The organism is Citrobacter sp. Cf088, assembly GCF_030334295.1.
Taxonomy (GTDB): Bacteria; Pseudomonadota; Gammaproteobacteria; order Enterobacterales; family Enterobacteriaceae; genus Citrobacter; species Citrobacter freundii.
Genome location: NZ_JAOWEE010000056.1, coordinates 1 through 18,318 on the forward strand (window position 1 = coordinate 1; position 18,318 = coordinate 18,318).

Annotated in this window: 20 protein-coding genes and 1 pseudogene; 5 read left to right on the forward strand and 16 right to left on the reverse strand. The window is 56.1% G+C overall.

Annotation, left to right across the window (positions count from 1 at the left end; all coding sequences use genetic code 11):
• The 3 genes and pseudogenes from OGV71_RS25635 to OGV71_RS20815 all read left to right on the forward strand — a co-directional run.
• Nucleotides 1–107 (forward strand): annotated as a pseudogene (locus OGV71_RS25635) (T6SS immunity protein Tli3 family protein); the annotation flags it as partial.
• Nucleotide 108: 1 nt separating this feature from the next.
• On the forward strand, nt 109–369 hold the full coding sequence (locus OGV71_RS20810) for a PAAR domain-containing protein (protein WP_048213898.1): 261 nt from the start codon (nt 109–111) through the stop codon (nt 367–369).
• Nucleotides 366–1,772: a KPHS_23130 family T6SS system protein gene (locus OGV71_RS20815; RefSeq protein ID WP_286533959.1), complete on the forward strand. Its 1,407-nt coding sequence runs from the start codon at nt 366–368 to the stop codon at nt 1,770–1,772. The genes OGV71_RS20810 and OGV71_RS20815 overlap by 4 nt, the downstream gene beginning before the upstream one ends.
• Before the next feature lie 81 nt (nt 1,773–1,853).
• Here the strand turns inward: OGV71_RS20815 and OGV71_RS20820 are convergent, their stop codons facing one another.
• From OGV71_RS20820 to OGV71_RS20830, 3 genes are read right to left on the reverse strand one after another with little or no spacing between them, the layout of a single operon-like run.
• Nucleotides 1,854–2,795: an ABC transporter substrate-binding protein gene (locus OGV71_RS20820; protein WP_106875535.1), complete on the reverse strand. Its 942-nt coding sequence runs from the start codon at nt 2,793–2,795 to the stop codon at nt 1,854–1,856.
• 29 nt (nt 2,796–2,824) lie between these two features.
• On the reverse strand, nt 2,825–3,820 hold the full coding sequence (locus OGV71_RS20825) for an ABC transporter permease subunit (RefSeq protein ID WP_003031803.1): 996 nt from the start codon (nt 3,818–3,820) through the stop codon (nt 2,825–2,827).
• Complete coding sequence (locus OGV71_RS20830) at nt 3,813–5,336, reverse strand: sugar ABC transporter ATP-binding protein (RefSeq protein WP_192464582.1); 1,524 nt, start codon at nt 5,334–5,336, stop codon at nt 3,813–3,815. The genes OGV71_RS20825 and OGV71_RS20830 overlap by 8 nt, the downstream gene beginning before the upstream one ends.
• Nucleotides 5,337–5,450: 114 nt before the next feature.
• Between OGV71_RS20830 and OGV71_RS20835 the strand changes: the two genes are divergently transcribed.
• Together OGV71_RS20835 and yjdP are read left to right on the forward strand one after the other, a co-directional pair.
• The gene (locus OGV71_RS20835) at nt 5,451–7,715 is read left to right on the forward strand and encodes a hybrid sensor histidine kinase/response regulator (RefSeq protein ID WP_048234140.1); all 2,265 of its coding nucleotides are present in this window, start codon (nt 5,451–5,453) and stop codon (nt 7,713–7,715) included.
• 69 nt (nt 7,716–7,784) lie between these two features.
• A complete protein-coding gene (gene yjdP / locus OGV71_RS20840) occupies nt 7,785–8,114 on the forward strand; it encodes a DDRRRQL repeat protein YjdP (RefSeq protein ID WP_003031807.1) in 330 nt (109 codons plus the stop codon).
• A gap of 201 nt (nt 8,115–8,315) precedes the next feature.
• Here the strand turns inward: yjdP and phnP are convergent, their stop codons facing one another.
• The 13 genes from phnP to phnD all read right to left on the reverse strand — a co-directional run bounded on the left by phnP (nt 8,316) and on the right by phnD (nt 18,304).
• Nucleotides 8,316–9,074 (reverse strand): phosphonate metabolism protein PhnP, encoded by a 759-nt coding sequence (phnP, locus tag OGV71_RS20845; protein ID WP_032948339.1) that lies wholly within the window; start codon nt 9,072–9,074, stop codon nt 8,316–8,318.
• A gap of 8 nt (nt 9,075–9,082) precedes the next feature.
• Nucleotides 9,083–9,517, reverse strand: a complete 435-nt coding sequence (phnO, locus tag OGV71_RS20850) for an aminoalkylphosphonate N-acetyltransferase (protein WP_003031809.1) — start codon at nt 9,515–9,517, stop codon at nt 9,083–9,085.
• A complete protein-coding gene (gene phnN / locus OGV71_RS20855) occupies nt 9,504–10,058 on the reverse strand; it encodes a ribose 1,5-bisphosphokinase (protein ID WP_032948343.1) in 555 nt (184 codons plus the stop codon). Before phnN ends, phnO begins: the two co-directional genes overlap by 14 nt.
• 2 nt (nt 10,059–10,060) lie before the next feature.
• Nucleotides 10,061–11,197 carry an alpha-D-ribose 1-methylphosphonate 5-triphosphate diphosphatase gene (gene phnM, locus OGV71_RS20860; RefSeq protein ID WP_204584245.1) on the reverse strand — a complete coding sequence of 379 codons (1,137 nt, stop codon included), beginning with the start codon at nt 11,195–11,197 and terminating at the stop codon, nt 10,061–10,063.
• Nucleotides 11,194–11,874, reverse strand: coding sequence for a phosphonate C-P lyase system protein PhnL (phnL, locus tag OGV71_RS20865; RefSeq protein ID WP_204584243.1), 681 nt, complete (start codon nt 11,872–11,874; stop codon nt 11,194–11,196). The genes phnM and phnL overlap by 4 nt, the downstream gene beginning before the upstream one ends.
• Before the next feature lie 89 nt (nt 11,875–11,963).
• Nucleotides 11,964–12,722, reverse strand: coding sequence for a phosphonate C-P lyase system protein PhnK (phnK, locus tag OGV71_RS20870; RefSeq protein WP_003844769.1), 759 nt, complete (start codon nt 12,720–12,722; stop codon nt 11,964–11,966).
• On the reverse strand, nt 12,719–13,510 hold the full coding sequence (gene phnJ, locus OGV71_RS20875) for an alpha-D-ribose 1-methylphosphonate 5-phosphate C-P-lyase PhnJ (protein ID WP_243428864.1): 792 nt from the start codon (nt 13,508–13,510) through the stop codon (nt 12,719–12,721). Before phnJ ends, phnK begins: the two co-directional genes overlap by 4 nt.
• Nucleotides 13,511–13,556: 46 nt before the next feature.
• A complete protein-coding gene (locus OGV71_RS20880; protein WP_204584239.1) occupies nt 13,557–14,624 on the reverse strand; it encodes a carbon-phosphorus lyase complex subunit in 1,068 nt (355 codons plus the stop codon).
• Nucleotides 14,624–15,208, reverse strand: a complete 585-nt coding sequence (gene phnH, locus OGV71_RS20885; protein WP_003031824.1) for a phosphonate C-P lyase system protein PhnH — start codon at nt 15,206–15,208, stop codon at nt 14,624–14,626. Before phnH ends, OGV71_RS20880 begins: the two co-directional genes overlap by 1 nt.
• Nucleotides 15,205–15,657, reverse strand: coding sequence for a phosphonate C-P lyase system protein PhnG (gene phnG / locus OGV71_RS20890; protein ID WP_003031825.1), 453 nt, complete (start codon nt 15,655–15,657; stop codon nt 15,205–15,207). The genes phnH and phnG overlap by 4 nt, the downstream gene beginning before the upstream one ends.
• The gene (phnF, locus tag OGV71_RS20895; RefSeq protein ID WP_044702161.1) at nt 15,658–16,383 is read right to left on the reverse strand and encodes a phosphonate metabolism transcriptional regulator PhnF; all 726 of its coding nucleotides are present in this window, start codon (nt 16,381–16,383) and stop codon (nt 15,658–15,660) included.
• A gap of 20 nt (nt 16,384–16,403) precedes the next feature.
• Nucleotides 16,404–17,183: a phosphonate ABC transporter, permease protein PhnE gene (gene phnE, locus OGV71_RS20900; protein ID WP_204584237.1), complete on the reverse strand. Its 780-nt coding sequence runs from the start codon at nt 17,181–17,183 to the stop codon at nt 16,404–16,406.
• A gap of 104 nt (nt 17,184–17,287) precedes the next feature.
• Complete coding sequence (gene phnD, locus OGV71_RS20905; RefSeq protein WP_003031828.1) at nt 17,288–18,304, reverse strand: phosphonate ABC transporter substrate-binding protein; 1,017 nt, start codon at nt 18,302–18,304, stop codon at nt 17,288–17,290.
• Nucleotides 18,305–18,318: the final 14 nt, after the last annotated feature.

The following is an 18,318-nucleotide window of genomic DNA, read 5'->3' on the forward strand; positions in this document are numbered from 1 at the left end:
CGGAGGGATATAAGGCCAACTATCAAAACCTGCCGGACAAAGAACCAGAAGTGGTGGGCTATAAGGGCTGGACCCGGATGTACTGCGATATGGATGCAGGGAAATAATATGAAAGGTGTAATCAGACTAAATGACCCGCTGGAAAACGGTGGGTATGTGAACAAAGCTTCTGGTAGCAAGTTTATGGGAATTCCCGTCGCTTTAATGGGGGATACTGTTGTTTGTATTGCGCATAAAGGGACCTTTCCCATACTTGATTTTGAACCAACCTGGACAATGGACGGTAGAGGTGTTGTTGTGGATGGGTGTAGGGCTGCATGCGGTTGTGCAATAAAAACCACACTGCCAACAGCGGGGACAAGCAAATGAATAAATGGAAGAGACCAAACAAGAATCCGTATCAGGATGTAGGAAAATTTCCGCTGATTATTATGCTGGTCATTAGCTTTGGTATATTTTTAGTTTTTACAACATACAGTATATTAAATTGGCAGCAGGGAGAAAAAGTTACTGGTGAATTGATATCGATTACATTATCAACCCCGTTGATACTAGTATTAGTGATCTGGTGCGCTGTAGGGATGGCTTACTGTTTTATAGCTTATCCATTTTGTTATGCGGATTTCCTTGAAAAATATGGTATGAATCGATGGCAAAATTGGGCCAGACAGGCGTTACCTCTTTTAGATTACTCATCAATTCTTCCAGTATCAGAGCTGGCGCTAAAGATGCAAAAACTAGAGGGTGAGGCACCTACAGGCGCCGCAACGCCGTTAAGAATTGCTATTGAAGTTGATTCTATGGATGACATCAGAGTTGATAAAGTACTAAGGCAGTTGATCGAGCCACTCAAAAACTCTCTTGTTAGACAATATTCTCCCTTTAAGACCTGGCTATATGTTAAGGGAGCAGATGACTCTATAGGTAATAGCTTCAAAACGGTGCTTGAAAGCTTGAGCGTCCCCAAAGATAAAATTGGGGAAATAAAAATCCCCCATGAATGCCCTGATTATTATTTAATCAACGACTGGATTGGTTTTAATATGTTTGAAAATAATCTAATCGTTACAGTTGAATTGCACAGCGAAAATGACTCTGATTTTTTTGAAAGTGCAAACGCATTTGTTTTCACCGATGACAGGTTCCTTGAAAGTAAAGATACACCATTATATTTATTACGCATGATGGACAGTACACCGTATTATCTCGATGAAATAGTGAATACATATCTCTCCGCTCAGCAAGTGGTAATTGATAAAATTAAAAGGTTATGGTTCAACTCGCTGGATAAACAGTCAAAATTCGTAATATCTGGTGCAATAGAAAATGCAAAAACGGGCATTCTCCCTGATAGCATATATGATCTGGAAACCGTCACCGGGAAAGGCTCTGAGGTTCAGCGCTGGGTCGTATTAGCGTTGGCTGCGGATGCTGCAAAATACGGGCAAGGACACCAATTATTCGCCAGTAAATCTGCAGATACTATTCAATCCGGGATAATCGCGGCTAAATATCCAGGGCGTAAACCTGCTCCTGACATAGCAGACTTCTCGAATTATTGGAAAATTATATCCGCATGCTCAATTATTTTATGGTGTACTGGGTATCTCTGTTTAGTGTCAGAGGAAACCTTCAACATTCATCCCTGGTATTCTATTGTTCCTTTTGTGGTTGGTATATTGGTTGTTTTTATAGCGGTATTGTTTTTTTCTATATTCGTGAGTGATAAAATTGAGCAGGAAATGGGTATTTACTATGTTCCATTTTTATGAGGAAAGCGCCCTGACGGGCGCTTATTCTTCTATTTCTTATACTGTCTTTACCGTGGGGAGAGGTATCAGGCGGCCCGGCACTTATTTCACCGTCCAACCCTTATAACTGCCGACGTTGTTTTTATCGATCATCGTCACTGGGATCAGCACGGGTTCTTTCGGGGCGGGTTTCCCCTGTAATATGTCATAACCGATTTCGACCGCTTTGGCAGCCATCACCTGCGGATCTTGTGCTGGCGTCGCCACAAATAGTGAGTTTTCGCGCTTCAGGGCTTCTTCGCCGTCTGGGGATCCATCTACGCCGACAATAAAGAATTCGCTACGCTGCGCCTGTTTTGCCGCCAGATCGGCGCCGATCGCTGTGGGATCGTTAATGGCGAATACGCCGTCGATCTTCGGATTCGCCGCCAGCAACGCGGTCATGATCTCCAGCCCGCCTTCGCGACTGCCTTTGGCATTTTGGTTATATGACAGCACCTTGATGTCAGGGTGGCGTTTAAACTCGGTCTGGCAGCCTTCCACACGGTTCTGGACGGCAGATACCGGTGGCCCGTTGATGATGACGACGTTGCCTTTGCCTTTCAGACGGTCGGTAATGTATTTACAGGCCATTTCGCCTGCCTGAGTGTTATCGGAAGTAATGGTCGCGTCTGCGCCTTCCGCCGCTACGTCAACGGCAACCACCACGATCCCGGCGTCTTTCGCGCGTTTAACCGCCGGGCCGATGCCTTTGGAGTCGGCGGCGTTAAGGATAATCATGTCGACTTTGGCGGCAATAAAGTTGTCGATTTGCGACACCTGCTGGCCCAGATCGTAGCCGCTGGAAACCAGCGTCACTTTAACGTTATCACCGGCCAGTTTGCGTGCTTCCAGCTCCGCGCCTTTGGTGATCTGCACGAAGAACGGGTTGGCCAGATCGCCCACCGTAACACCGATGGATTTCAGTTCTTTTGCCTGCACAAATGGAGCTGCAGCAAGCAGGGCGCCAGCACAGAGCGCGGTGACTAAGGGCTTCAATCTCATGCTGTATTCCTCGAAGTAAGATGTTGTTGTTATGCACTTTGATGGTGTCGGGTACGGTATTTGTCGATCAGCACCGCTATGATGATCACCGCCCCTTTGATCACCAATTGCCAGAAATAGGAGACGCCCATCAGCGTCATGCCGTTATTGAGCGTGGCAATGATCAACGCCCCCACCAGCGTGCCGGTGATGGTGCCGATCCCGCCAACAAAGCTGGTGCCGCCGAGGATCACCGCCGCGATGGCGTCCAGTTCGTAACCCATACCTAAGTTGCCATTGGCGCTGTACAGTCGCGAGGCGCTCATCACCCCGCCAAGACCTGAGAGCAAACCGCTCATGCCGTAGACGAACAGCAGCACCAGCCACACTTTGATCCCGGTTAAGCGCGCGGCCTGCATATTGCCGCCAACCGCATAGATATGAACGCCGAGCGTTGTGCGCCTAAGAATGAACCAGCACACCACCACCACCGCCAGCGCAATGACCACCAGCCACGGAACCGGACCGAGATAGTTGTTGCCGATCCACTCAAAGCTGATGTTGGAGTTAATCACCGTCGTGCCATCCGCCAGCAGATAGGCCGCGCCGCGCAGCGCCGTATAGGTTCCAAGCGTGACGATAAACGGCGGCAGGCCGGCAAAAGCGACCAGCGCGCCGTTAAACAACCCCAGCACCATGCCGAGCAACAGTGCAGCAGGGACTGACAGCATGGCAAACTCAGGAATGAGAGAAACCACCATGGCTGCGACGGCGGTGGTGCCGAGAATCGAACCAACCGAAAGATCGATGCCGCCGGTTAAAATAATGAAGGTCATGCCAGCGGCCAGCACGATGTTGATCGACGCCTGGCGGGTAATATTCAGCAGGTTGCTTTCGGTAAAAAAGTTAGGCGCGATAAAGCCAAACACCGCCACTATCAGGATGAGAATCGGTAAGATACCGACCGTTTGCATCAGATCGCTCATCAGCATTTTTTTTGCGGAGGCGGATTTCGCTACCTGCTGGGGAGTGGTTGGATTATTCATGGGACACCGCCTGATGATGGGAGTCGTTCACGCCGGTTGCCAGCGTCATAATATTTTCCTGGGTAATACTTTGTCCGTTCAGCTCGCCGGCAATGCTGCCTTCACGCATCACATACACGCGATCGCTCATCCCGACCACTTCCGGCAGTTCGCTGGAGATCATCAGGATCGCCACGCCTTTGCGCGCCATATCGTTCATGATCCGGTAGATCTCACTTTTGGCGCCGACGTCCACGCCGCGCGTCGGTTCATCGAGGATCAAAATGCGTGGCCCGATCGCCACCCAGCGCGAAATCAGCAGCTTTTGCTGGTTGCCGCCGGACAAGCCGCCTGCGCGGACCTGGGCATGCGGGACGCGAATATTGAGCAATTTGATGGCGTCATCGGAAATCGCCTGCGCCTTTTTGCGATCGAGCATGCCCCAGTTCGCGTCACGTTCCAGCGTTGCCATGGTGATGTTTTCTGCCGCTGCCAGCTCTAAAAATAATCCCTGCTCTTTGCGGTTTTCCGTCAGAAAGCCAATGCCGTGGTCAATTGCTTCGCGCGGGGAGTGGATCACCACCGGTTCACCGTCCACTTCAATCATGCCGCCGATGGCTTTGCGCACGCCAAAAATCAGCTGCGCCAGTTCAGAACGCCCAGCGCCGACTAACCCGGCCAGGCCGACGATCTCCCCGGAGCGCACCAGCAAGCTGCACGGCTGGACTTTATGGCCGTCGGTAAGGTGATGGACGTTGAGGCGTGCTTTACCTAAGGGAATATCGCGCTCTTTGTTGAACAGATCGCTCAACGGACGGCCCACCATCATGCGCACCAGCTCCGAGGCGTTGAGCTTGTCGCGGGTCAGGCTGCCAACATATTGCCCGTCGCGCAGGACGCTGACGCGATCGGAGAGTTCGTAAACTTCCGCCATGCGGTGGCTGATGTAGATAATCGCCATCCCCTCATCGCGCAGGCGCATGATCAGTTCAAACAGGCGGTGGGTTTCACGTGAGGAGAGGGCGGCGGTGGGTTCATCCATCACCAGAATGCGGCTGTTACGGTGCAGGGCACGGGCAATTTCAACCTGCTGCTGTTCGGCGATGGTCAACGTCATCACACGGTCGCTGGCCTTAAACTGGGCACCGAGTCGGTCGATGACTTTCTGTGACTGCATGATCATCTCTTTACGCTGGACCAGACCGCCGCGCGACAGCTCGCTGCCAAGAAAGATATTTTCTGCCACCGTCAGGTTCGGCGCGAGCTGCATCTCTTGGTAAATCAGCGTGATGCCTGCGCTCAGCGCATCTTTGGGACCGCGAATGTGAAACGGCTGACCGTCAATCAGGATTTCACCGCTGGTGGCGGTATAGGCACCCGCGAGGATCTTCATTAGGGTGCTTTTCCCCGCACCGTTCTCGCCCATCAGGGCATGAATCTCGCCCGGCCAGACCGTTAAATCGACCCCTTTCAGCGCGTAAAATTTGCCAAACGCTTTAGCAATGTTGCGCATCTCCAGAACCGGTGTCCTGCTCATGGCGGATCTCCTGTGGGGTGGCCGATATCAGCAGTCCATCACAGGAATGTAAATGCAAAATGTCAGAAGCCGTTCATATTTGTCATATTGCGATTTTTCTTCACGGAGCGTGATATGCCGCAACCGGGACGTCACTTTTTCGCCAGTGCGCGTGGACGATTGCTGTTCTTCAATCTGCTGGTGGTGGCGGTCACGCTGATGGTGAGCGGCGTGGCGGTGCTGGGGTTTCAGCACGCAAGCCAGATCCAGGAGCAGGTGCAGCAGCAAACCGTTGACGACATGACCGGCAGCATGAACCTGGCACGGGATACGGCGAACGTGGCGACAGCGGCGGTGCGGTTGTCGCAGGTAGTCGGGGCGCTGGAATACAAAGGCGAAGCGGAGCGGTTGCAGGAGACGCAAAGGGCGCTGAAGCAGTCGCTGGAACAACTGGCTACCGCACCGCTGGCGCAGCAGGAGCCGGTGCTGGTCGAGCGAATTATCCAGCGCAGCCAGGAGCTACAAAGCAGCGTGGAAGGTATGTTGCAGCGCGGTCAGCGGCGGCACCTGGAACGTAACGCGCTGCTCAGTTCGCTGTATCAGAATCAAAGCTATTTACGTCATCTGCAAAAGCTCACCGGCGCGCAGGACGATGTGCTGCTGGGGCAGATGGACCGCTTAATTGTTGCCGCCATCGACACGCCCACGCCGCGTTCGGTGGTGAAACAACTGGATGCGGTGATGCCCGCTCTTCCCTTGCAGCATGCCAATCCGCTGATTAGCGGTATCCTCAACGACTTCAACCAGGAACTGCATAAGCTGGAGCCGCTCTCTTCCGCGCTGGAGCAAAGCGATTTGGCCATCAATTGGTATATGTTCCACATCAAAGCGTTGGTGGCGATCCTCAACAGCGATATCAACCAGTATGCCTCGCAGGTGGCGCTGATCTCAGAGCAACGGGTGGCGCAAAGCCATCAGGAACTGCAATCCGGCGCGTTGTTTATTTTAGTGTTTGCGCTGCTGGCGGTGGTGATCACCGGTTTTGCCGGGTGGTATATCTACCGTAATCTCGGCTCCAACCTAACGGCCATTTCGCGGGCGATGACCCGGCTGGCGCACGGTGAATCAGACGTCAGTGTCCCGGCCCTGCAGCGGCGCGATGAGCTGGGCGAGCTGGCCCGCGCCTTTAGCGTCTTTGCCCGCAATACGGCATCGCTGGAGCACACCACCCGACTGCTAAAAGAAAAAACCAGCCAGATGGAAATCGATCGCACCGAGCGTCAGGGGCTGGAAGAAGCGCTGTTGCACAGCCAAAAGCTGAAGGCGGTGGGGCAACTGACGGGTGGATTAGCCCATGATTTCAATAACCTGCTGGCAGTGATTATTGGCAGTCTGGATTTGGTGAATCCGGAGTCGCCCGATGCGCCACGGGTCAATCGGGCGCTAAAAGCCGCCGAGCGCGGGGCGCTGCTTACCCAACGGCTGCTGGCCTTTTCGCGCAAACAGTCATTGCACCCTCATGCGGTGGAGCTGAAAACGCTGCTGGAAAACCTGGGCGAACTGATGCGCCACTCTCTTCCGGCCACGTTGACGCTGGAGATTGAAGCCCAGTCGCCTGCCTGGCCCGCGTGGATTGACGTCAGCCAACTGGAAAACGCCATTATCAATCTGGTGATGAACGCCCGTGACGCCATGGACGGGCAGGCGGGTACGATAAAAATCCGTACCTGGAATCAACGGGTTACGCGCAGCGATGGGCGTAAGCAGGACATGGTGATGCTGGAGGTAGCCGACCAGGGAAGTGGGATGTCGCAGGCAGTGAAAGCGCAGGTCTTCGAGCCCTTTTTCACCACCAAACAGACCGGCAGCGGCAGTGGGCTGGGGCTGTCGATGGTTTACGGTTTTGTGCGCCAGTCCGGTGGCCGGGTGGAGATTGAAAGCGCCCCCGGGCAGGGAACGACTGTCCGGCTGCAACTGCCTCGCGCCGTTGTTCCGGTGCAGGCTCAAGTGGAAGCGGTAGCGCAACACACAACGACCAACGATGAAAAACTGGTGTTGGTGCTCGAGGATGAGGACGATGTACGCCAGACGTTGTGCGAGCAATTACACCTGCTGGGCTACCTGACGTTAGAGGCCGCCAACGGCGAACAGGCGATGCATATGCTGGCGGCTTCATCCGAGATTGATATTTTTATCAGCGACTTAATGCTGCCAGGTGGTTTAAGCGGCGTGGATGTGGTTAACCATGCCCAGGCACATTATCCGCAGTTGTCCATCCTGCTGATGAGCGGTCAGGATTTACGCCCGGCGCATAACCCGGCGCTGCCGGATGTGGCACTATTGCGTAAGCCTTTTACCCGGGGAGAACTGGCGCAGGCGCTGCGGCATTCGCGTAATTGAGATTCCTCCGCTACCCGCGCAAATACGCTTTGGTTACCGTGGGGCGAGTTTCTTGATGAGGCTGGTTTTATGCAACGCTCCGCGACATTCCTTCTTTTTAGTTTGCTGATGCTGACCACCGTATCGGCGCAGGCGGATATTATCGATGACGCCATTGGTAATATTCAGCAGGCGATAAACGACGCATACAAACCGGACAACGGGCGGGATTATGATGATTCCCGTGATGAAAGCTGGCAGCGCCAGATGAGTGACGACCGGCGCAGGCAATATGACAATCGCCGCCGCCAGTTTGAAGATCGACGTCGCCAACTGGATGACCGTCAGCGCCAGCTTGATCAAGAACGGCGTCAGTTAGAAGACGAAGAACGCAGAATGGAAGAAGATTACGATCGTTAACTGTAACTATCTAAATGTAAGAATATTTTATCCCCTGTAAGGGATTTCGCTGTCAGCTCAACATCTCGCCATTTTATGTCAATGCATGCACTTGAGCACAGTGCATGTATGCATTGCAATCTCTCTATGCTTATGGAAAAGTCGCCTGGCTGTCGTCTTGTCGGCCGGATAAGATGTTTTCATCGCATCCGGCAAATTTCCTTACTCCAGCATAATCTCCATTCCGTCATATCCTGCCTCAAACCCTGCGGGAAGCTGGTTTTCCATTATCCACAGGTCGAACTGATGGCTGATATGCGTCAGGATCACCCGTGGACAGCGGATAACGTCGTTCAACGCGATAACGGTATTTAAATCACAGTGATTGCGCGGTGGCTCGGTGCGCGGGGCATGGCTGCAGTCGATGATAATCACCTGGGGTTGGTTATTGTGGAGAAACTTCAGCGTCTTGTCGGGAAGTCCGGCGGTATCGGAGAGCCACGCCACGCGGCTATGTGCGGTCTCCAGCAGATAACCAAACGTCAGCTTTGAATGGTTGAGCGGTAGCGGCGTGACCTGCAATCCTTGCAGGTCAAACACTACGAATGGCGCGACGGTATGGCTAAAATCGAGGATGCCGGGATGCTTAAACAGATCGTCGCAACCCTGTTCATCCGGCGGTCCGTACACCGGGATAGTCGCCCCCACGCCCCAGCGCAGCGGAAACAGCCCCTGCACGTGATCCATATGATAGTGGGTCAACAGAAACTGCTGGAAGCTGCCCGCTGGCCAGTCGTCCATCAGATGCGGGATCCCCGCGTCCAGCAGCGTCACCGCATTGTTGAATTTGACCACCCCGCTACAAGGGCGTCGACGATATTGCGCCTGTAAGCGTGCTCGTTGGCAGGCCGCACAGTCGCAGCCAAATGTCGGCACCAGCTGTGCGCCGCCCGTTCCCGTTAGCGTAATGGTCAGACTCATGGCTCCCCCTACAGCGGTTTGGTGAAGCGAAAATGGCTCATGGTATAGCCTTCGCGCTGGTAAAAACGGTGTGCGTCAAGGCGTTGGGTGCTGGTGGAAAGCTCGGTGACTTCTGCGCCCGCTTCGCGTGCGGCGGCTTCGGCCCAGGCCAGTAGCTGGCTGCCAACCCTTAACCCTCGCGCCTGCGGCATCACCACCAGTTCCTGGATTTCGCCAATCCAGTTGGCGTGGTGAAGATGAAACTGCAGGTGAAGACCGATCAAGCCGACGACCTGTCCGTCGATCAGTGCCAGCTGGTAGTGCATATTGGCATCTTGCAGATTAGCGGCGTAACCAGCGCTAAAAGCCTGCAGGTCAAATTGACCCTGCTTCAACTCGCAGATGAGCGCGTAAACCGCATCGGTATCGTAGAGCGTGGCGCGGCGTAATTCACAGACAGACATGTTTCTTCTCCTTGCGTCCCATCAGTGCGAGCAGTGTATCGACAGACTGTAGCAAACTACCATCGTTATTCAGGACGTGGCAGTCATACGGGGCGTAGCGGGCTGCGCGTTCAAGACGGGCGGCGATTTCCGTTTCGCTCTCCCGCCCACGAGCCTGCAGGCGCTGGCGGAGAACTGCCGGAGAAACCTGTAAGCAAATGGGAAGCAAAGAAGCGCCATAACGGGCCTGCGCCTGGGGCAGATGCGCACGCGAGCCGTTGACCACCACATCAAAACCAGCGTGCAGCCAGAGGTCTATCTCCACGCCGACGCCGTAGTAGAAACCGTTGGCGTGCCAGCTCAGCGCCAGCAGATTCTGCCCGGCGCGGGTAAAAAACTCTGGTTCACTTAGCGCAATATGATTTTCATTCCCGGCGTTGGCGGCGCGGGTGATGTAGCGATGCGCCACCAGCAGTTGCGCCGGTTCCTGCTGGCGCAATTCTGCCAGCAGACTGTCCTTACCGGAGCCGGACGGCCCCATCAGCCAGATCAGTTTACCCATAGTCAGAATACCCTTTTGCCCTGACGCCAGACGTGGTCGATATGGATGTTGCCGCCTTTGCGATGCGCCAGCACCAGATCCGCGCGTTTACCTTCGGCAATAACACCGCGATCGTTGAGATTTAAGGCCCGCGCCGGATTGCGGGTCACCAGACGAATAGCCTGCGGCAGCGTAAAGCGGTTAGCGTCGTCATCCGCTACGCGAAATGCCGCATCGAGCAGGCTGGCGGGGTAGTAGTCGGAGGAGAGAATATCCAGCAGCCCCAGCTCAGCCAGCCTATGTGCCGCCACGTTGCCGGAGTGAGAACCGCCGCGCACGATGTTAGGTGCGCCCATCAGCACGTTCATGCCATGCTGGCGTGAGGCATCGGCGGCTTCGAAAGTTGTGGGAAATTCGGCGATCACGCTGCCAAGTTGATGCGATTCCAGCACATGATCGCAGGTGGCATCGTCATGGCTCGCCAGCGCAATCTGGCGCTCACGGCACATCTGGGCAATCGCCGTGCGGTTGGGCTGTGACCAACGCGCAGCCAGCGCTAACTGTTCTTCTTCATAACGGGCCATCTGCTCGTCGGTGAGCGAATACTTGCCCTGATAATACTCGCGGTACTTCTCACGATTGGCGAACTGACGCTGGCCGGGGGAATGATCCATCAGCGACACCAGCGTCACCGGCTCACGACCAACCAGTTTTTCAAACAGCGGCAGGGTAGTGTGATGCGGCAGCTCGCAGCGCAGGTGCAGGCGGTGCTCGGCGCGATTTACCCCACGCTTTTGCGTCTCTTCCACCGCGTTGATCATCTTCTCCAGATTTTCCAGACGGTCACCACCGTCGCGCACATCGCCAATCGCCACTGCGTCCAGCACGGTGGTAATGCCGCTGGCGACCATTAGCGCGTCGTGGCTGCTCATCGCCGAGTGGGCAGGCCAGTCTACCTTCGGGCGCGGGGTAAAAAATTTGTCGAGATTATCGGTATGCAGCTCGATAAGCCCTGGCAGCAGCCAGCCGCCTTCGCCGTCCAGCGCCTCAGGTAGGCTGCTCGGACTTTCAGCAAAGGCGCGAATGACCCCGCCCTCGATTTCCAGCGATCCTTGCACCACGTCATCTTCCAGTACCAGCTTTACATTATTGATAATCATGCTGTTGTTCCCATCAGATGCAGACGATCCGCTACGCGGTCGCGCACGGTTTGATCGTGAAAAATACCGACAATTGCTGCGCCGCGGGCTTTTGCTTCTTCAATCAATGCGACGACGGCGGCGCTATTTTTGGCGTCCAGCGAGGCGGTGGGTTCATCGAGCAGCAGAATCGGGTAATCGACGATAAACCCGCGGGCGATGTTGACGCGCTGCTGTTCGCCACCGGAGAAGGTCGACGGTGCCAGGTGCCACAGCCGCTCCGGCACGTTCAGGCGGGTAAGCAGGTTAGCCGCTTTGGCTGCACACTCCTCATGGGAGACACCCAGATCCAGCAGCGGTTGCATCACCACATCCAGCGCGGAAATCCTCGGGATTACGCGCAGGAACTGGCTTACCCAGCCGATGGTTGAACGGCGAACTTCCAACACTTTGCGCGCCGGGGCCTGCACCAGATCGACCCACTCATCGCTGTGGCGAATGTGGATGTGTCCTTCATCCGGCAGATAGTTGGCGTACAGCGATCGCAGCAGCGTGGACTTGCCGCTACCCGAGTGACCGTGCAGCACCACGCATTCGCCATTTTTCACTTCCAGCGTGGTGTTTTGCAGCACCGGCAGACGCACGCCGTTTTGCTGATGCAGGACAAAAGTTTTACTGACGTTTTCAACGCGAATCATTTGAGCCTCATGGTTCTTATTGCTGGATGGCGCTGCGCTTATCCGGCCTACAAACAGCGCCCCGTAAGCTGCCATCCGGCATCCGATGTTTAATTTTGCAAAACGGACGACACCAGCAACTGGGTGTACGGATGGTGCGGGTCGTCGAGCACGCGGTCGGTTAACCCACTTTCCACCACCTGACCCTGCTTCATCACCAGCAAACGGTCTGCCAGCAGACGTGCCACACCCAAATCGTGGGTGACAATGACCACTGCAAGATCCAGTTCCACCACCAGGCCGCGCAGCAGGTCCAGCAGTTTGGCCTGTACCGAAACGTCCAGCCCGCCGGTGGGTTCGTCCATAAACACCAGTTTGGGATGGGTGACGAGGTTGCGGGCGATCTGCAGGCGCTGCTGCATACCGCCGGAAAAGGTGGTTGGCAGGTCGTCGATACGCGAGGCAGGGATCTCCACCTCCTCCAGCCAGCGCTGCGCGGTGGCGCGGATGTCGCCGTAGTGGCGCGCGCCAGTGGCCATCAGACGTTCGCCGATATTGCCGCCTGCGGAGACCTGACGGCGCAGGCCATCCAGCGGATGCTGATGCACCACGCCCCATTCGGTGCGCAGCAGACGGCGACGGTCGGCCTCGTTCATGCCGTACAGCGAACGGTTCTGATACAAAATCTCACCGCTCTGCGGCGTCAGCCGTGAAGAGATCGATTTCAGCAGCGTGGTTTTGCCAGAACCGGACTCGCCGACGATACCCAGCACTTCGCCTGGCCACAGGTCAAAAGAGACATCGCTGAAGCCCTTGCCCGGCGCGTAGAGATGGGTCAGGTTGTTGACTGAAAGCAGCGGTTGCGTCATTTGCTGAGGGCCTCGCTCTGTTGGCGGCAGTAATCGGTGTCGGAGCAGACAAACATGCGTTTGCCGCTGTCATCGAGCACCACTTCATCGAGATAGCTGTGGGTTGAGCCGCAGATGGCACAAGGTTCATCCCAGCTCTGCACGGTAAACGGGTGATCGTCGAAATCGAGACTTTCCACGCGGGTGTAAGGTGGAACGGCATAGATGCGTTTTTCGCGGCCTGCGCCAAACAGTTGCAGGGCTGGCATCATGTCCATCTTCGGATTATCGAATTTCGGGATGGGCGACGGGTCCATGACGTAGCGGTCGTTGACCTTTACCGGATAGGCGTAAGTGGTGGCGATATGACCGAAGTGGGCGATATCTTCATACAGTTTCACCTGCATGATGCCGTACTCTTCCAGCGCGTGCATGGTGCGAGTTTCCGTTTCACGCGGTTCGATAAAGCGCAGCGGCTCGGGGATCGGTACCTGGAAGATGATTATTTGATCTTCCACCAGCGGCGTCTCCGGGATGCGGTGGCGGGTCTGGATCAGCGTCGCATCTTCCGTACGCTCAGTGGTATTCACTCCGGTCACACGCTTGAAGAAATTACGAATCGATACGGCGTTAGTGGTGTCGTCCGCACCCTGGTCAATCACTTTCAGCACGTCCGGCTCGCCAATCACGCTGGCGGTAAGTTGAATGCCGCCGGTTCCCCATCCGTATGGCATCGGCATTTCACGTCCGCCAAACGGTACCTGGTAACCGGGGATCGCTACCGCTTTCAGAATTGCGCGGCGGATCATGCGTTTGGTCTGCTCATCAAGATAGGCAAAGTTGTAGCCGGAGAGGTTAGTGGTCACGGGTGGCCTCCTGTTGCAGGCGTTTGAGCAGTTCCAGTTCGGCCTGGAAATCGACGTAATGGGGAAGTTTGAGGTGCGAAACAAAACCCGCCGCCTCGACGTTATCCGCATGCGCCAGCACGAACTCTTCGTCCTGCGCCGGTCCTGTGACCGTTTCATCGTATTCGGCTGCCTGTAGGGCGCGGTCCACCAGCGCCATCGCCATCGCTTTACGTTCGCTCATACCGAACACCAGCCCGTAGCCGCGGGTAAAATGGGGGGATTCATTTTCTGGCGCGACAAAACCGTTGACCATTTCACATTCCGTCATCAGCAGTTCGCCGACGTTCACCGCAAATCCCAGCTCTTCCGGTACGGTTTCCAGTGCCACATAGCCGCTACGGATTTCGGCGGCAAACGGGTGGTTGCGCCCGTAGCCGCGCTGGGTGGAGTAGGCCAGCGCCAGCAAATATCCCTCGTCACCACGCATCAACTGTTGCAGACGTGAAGCGCGTGAGCAGGGGTACACCGGCGGCGTGCGGGTGATGTCGTCGGGTGTCGCGCCATCATCCTCTTCACGTTTAGCCAGACCCTGGTTCGCCAGCAGGGAAAAGACGTGCGGGGAGGCATCCTGCTCGCCGTCTGAGCTGCGCAAAGGCGGGGTTTCGCCATTGGCCAGTAAGGTAAAATCCATCAGGCGATGAGTATAGTCATAGGTTGGACCCAACAGCTGCCCGCCGGGAATATCCTTGTAGACCGCGGAGATTCTGCGCTCAAGACGCATTTCTGCGCTGTTAACCGGTTCGCTGACAGCTACCTTTGCCAGCGTAGTGCGGTAGGCGCGGAGCAAAAAGATGGCCTCGACGTTATCGCCGCTGGCCTGTTTGAGCGCCAGTGCAGCCAGTTCGCGGTCAGCGATGCCACCTTCGGTCATCACCCGATCAACGGCCAGGTTCATCTGCTGTTCGATTTGCGCCACGCTCAGTTCAGCAATGGTCTCATCGCCCCGGCGTCGGTTTTCCTGCAGGGCGTGGGCGTTGGCTATCGCCTTTTCGCCCCCTTTGACGGCGACGTACATCAGCACACCTCCACATGGGTGGTTCGCGGAATAGCCAGCAGGCGTTCGCCACAGGTGAGGATCAGATCGACCCCCAGTGGGAACGGATGCGGGCGTTCGGTGAGTTCGTGAATCAGGCATTCCGGCAGCTGTGGCGCGATCATGCGCTCTTCGGCGATGCCCGCGCCGGTCAGACGCAGCATGCGTCCGCCGCTTAAGCCAGAGACCTGCACAATCAACGTGGCGCTGGTTTCTGGCGCGACGGCGGAACCGGCGGAGAGGGCGTTAAGCTGTTCGCTGCTGATACGTTCGTCGGCGACGGCAAAGGCCGCCAGCTGTGGCTGATCCACCAGCGGCGCGTTGGTGTGAAAACGCAGGTTCTGCCGGGCGATATCGTTATCCATCGACGGTGCCAGCCAGACCGGCGTGTCGCCATCGACCAGGGTCAGCAGCACGCTGGTGGTCGCCAGACCCAGCGGCTGCCAGCCGTGTTTCAGCTGATGCAGGGCGACGATTACGCCCGGTTCGCTCATGGCTTTCAGCAGGCGACGAAAGCTCTGCTGAGCATCCTGAACGGGTAAATTAAATGCGGTCTGTAAGGTCATGCGTTATCTCCGCGTACCAGCGTGAAGAAGTCGACCCGGCTGGCGTTGACTTCGGCACAGCGTGCGTTAATCAACGCATCGCGTTCCGCTTCCAGCGGGGCAATTAAGGTTTCCATTAGGTTCTGGAAATGCGTTTGTTCCTGCAGTAGCGCGTCAATTACCGCGCACTGCTCGGCATGTTGTTTATTGCGTCCCAGCAGGTAGCTGTAACCCAGCGTGCCGCTCTTCAGGCGTACCACTGCGCGGGTAAGCGTGGTGTCACCGGCAAAGAAGCGGTTACCGGTACCGCCCATACGGGCCTGGATCTGCATCAGTCCGCTTTCCGGTGCGCGGATAAGTTCATAGTCCGGCGTCAGTTTGAGCGCGTTGATGCGGGCGTTCAGGGCATCGGCATTGCTGTAAGCCAGCGCGCGCATCCAGCGCTGGCGGGTGGCGGTATCGAAATGCATTCAGTGCTCCATAGTGAATTCGATCATGTCGGCGCGGGTAAGGCTGACGGAGTATTCCGCCGCGTGTTCTTCGCCTTCACGGTGGTTCAGGGTGCGCACGCACAGCAGCGGCGCCATATTGGGGATTTCCAGCACCTTGCTCTCTTTGGCCTGCGCGCGGCGGGCGCTGATGCGCGTTTGCGTGCGCAGCAGCGTCAGACCTGATTGTTGGCGCAGATAGTCGTGCAGTGAGCCGCTGTTAAAGCCTTGCAGCAGCGGCCACAGCGTGAGGTCGGAAAAATAGTGGTCGATCTGGCACAGTGCGATCCCGTTAACCCGACGCAGGGTGCGCAGGTGAATCACGTTATCGCCCTCGTTTATGCTGAGCGCATCGGCAATGTGGCTGGAGGCCGGACGCAGCACCGCCAGCAGTTTTTCGCTGGTGGGGTGGCTGCCCTGGTCCAGCAGGTTCTGACTAAAGCGTGCCTGGGCATTAAGCGGGTAATCGAACGGGCGCATCAGCACCAGTACGCCGACTCCCTGGCGACGCTGAACCCAACCGCGTTCAACCAACTGGTCAATGGCGCGGCGCAGAGTGTGACGGTTTACGTCAAAGCGCGCGGCAAGCTGATGCTCGGCGGGCAGATAGTCACCGCAGCGATAATGTTGACGTAGCTCCTGCTCAAGTCTCGCGGCAATTTCCTGATAACGCGTTGGATAACTGGTCGGATGTGTAGACAAGTGCATAGCAATCAATGCCTCGCTAATCAGATAAAGTGCTTACGCAAACGCTGGGAAAGGAAATCCAGCAGGCTGACGGTGACGATGATTAACACCATCAGGGCGCAGGTTTGCTGGAACTGAAAGCCGCGAATCGCTTCCCATAAGGTCACGCCAATACCACCTGCGCCCACCATGCCGACTACCGTGGCCGAGCGAACATTGGATTCAAAGCGATACAGCGAGTAGGAGATAAGCAGCGGCATGACCTGTGGCAGAACGCCGTACAGAATCTCTTCAATTTTGTTGGCTCCGGTGGCGCGAATACCTTCTACCGGACCCGGCTCAATGGCTTCTACCGCTTCGGAAAGCAGCTTGGAGAGTACCCCGGTAGTGTGGATAAACAGCGCCATCACCCCGGCGAATGGCCCTAACCCGACGGCGACCACGAACAGCATCGCGAAGACCATTTCATTGATGGCGCGGCAGGCGTCCATCAGGCGGCGCATCGGCTGGTAAATCCACCACGGCACCAGGTTATCGGCGCACATCAGGCCGAAGGGAATCGATAGCACCACGGCGAGGGCAGTCCCCCAGACGGCAATTTGCAGGGTGACGGCCATTTCACCGAGATAGTCCTGCCACTGGCTGAAGTCCGGTGGGAAGAAGTCGGCGGCGAAGGTTGCCATATTGCCGGAATCTTCGATCAGCGTGAGCGGAGCCATTTCGGCACCTTTCCACGAGACCAGCAGTACGGCGAGCAGAATGGCCCAGCTCAGCAGCGAGAACCAGCTACGTTTGGGCGGGGCGACGGTGATGGTTTGCATGTTTAGCTCCGTGCATAGGTTATTGCCGGATGGCGGCGCAGGCGCCTTATCCGGCCTACAAAACATCGTAGGCCCGGTAAGCGAAGCGCCACCGGGCACCAGGGTTACTGCACCGCTTTGGTGACGCTGGTCATGGCGCCCAGTGCGGCTGTCAGACGGTCAAGGTCATCGAGCTGCGCTTTCAACGCCGAGGTTTTGCTGGTTTTCTCTTCCTCGTTCAGCCCTTTGTTGTCCTTCACACCCTGCATCTCTTTAAACAGTGCCAGCTGGCGAATCGGCACCAGTTGCAGATCGCTGGAGGCGCGGAACGGTGCCCATCCAAGGCGTTCCAGTACGGTTTTCTGTTCCGGCGTTTTGCCGTAATTCATAAAGAAGTCGTACACCTTGTCCTTGGTGGTTTCGGAGAGGTTTTTACGCCAGACGATCGGATCGCCCGGGATCAGCGGTGACTTCCAGATCACCTTCAGCTCTTTCAGCTTTTCCGGTGCGGAAGTTTTCAGCTTGTCGAGGTTTTCGGTGTTGTTGGTGGCGACATCGACCTGCTTGTTGGCGACGGCCAGGGCGTTGGTTTCGTGTCCGGCGTTAACGGTGCGTTTGAAATCGCTCGCGGAGATGTTGTTTTTGGCAAAGACGTAGTAGCCGGGAACAAGGAAGCCTGACGTTGAGTTGGGATCTCCGTTGCCGAAGGTCAGATCCTTACGTTTGGCGATCAGATCGTTCAGGTTATTGATCGGACTGTCTTTGTTAACGATCAACACGCTCCAGTAACCTGGGGATCCGTCGGCGGCAACGGTCTGGGCAAACACTTGTCCGTTCGCGCGATCCACCGCTTCCATTGCCGAGAGGTTGCCGTACCAGGCGATATCCACTTTGTTAAAGCGCATGCCCTGGATGATCCCGGCGTAGTCCGGGGCGAAGAAGGCGTTTACCTTCACGCCCAGCGATTTTTCCATGTCCTTCAGGAACGGTTCCCACTGCGGCTTCAGGTTTTGCTGTGACTCGGTCGAAATAATGCCAAAGTTCAGCGCTTTTTCTTGCTCTTCGGCATGCGCCGGGCTTAACAAGGTACTGACGCTAAACATGCTGGTGAAGGCCAGCGCGGCAACAGTCTTATAGCTCATTTCCATTCCTCATT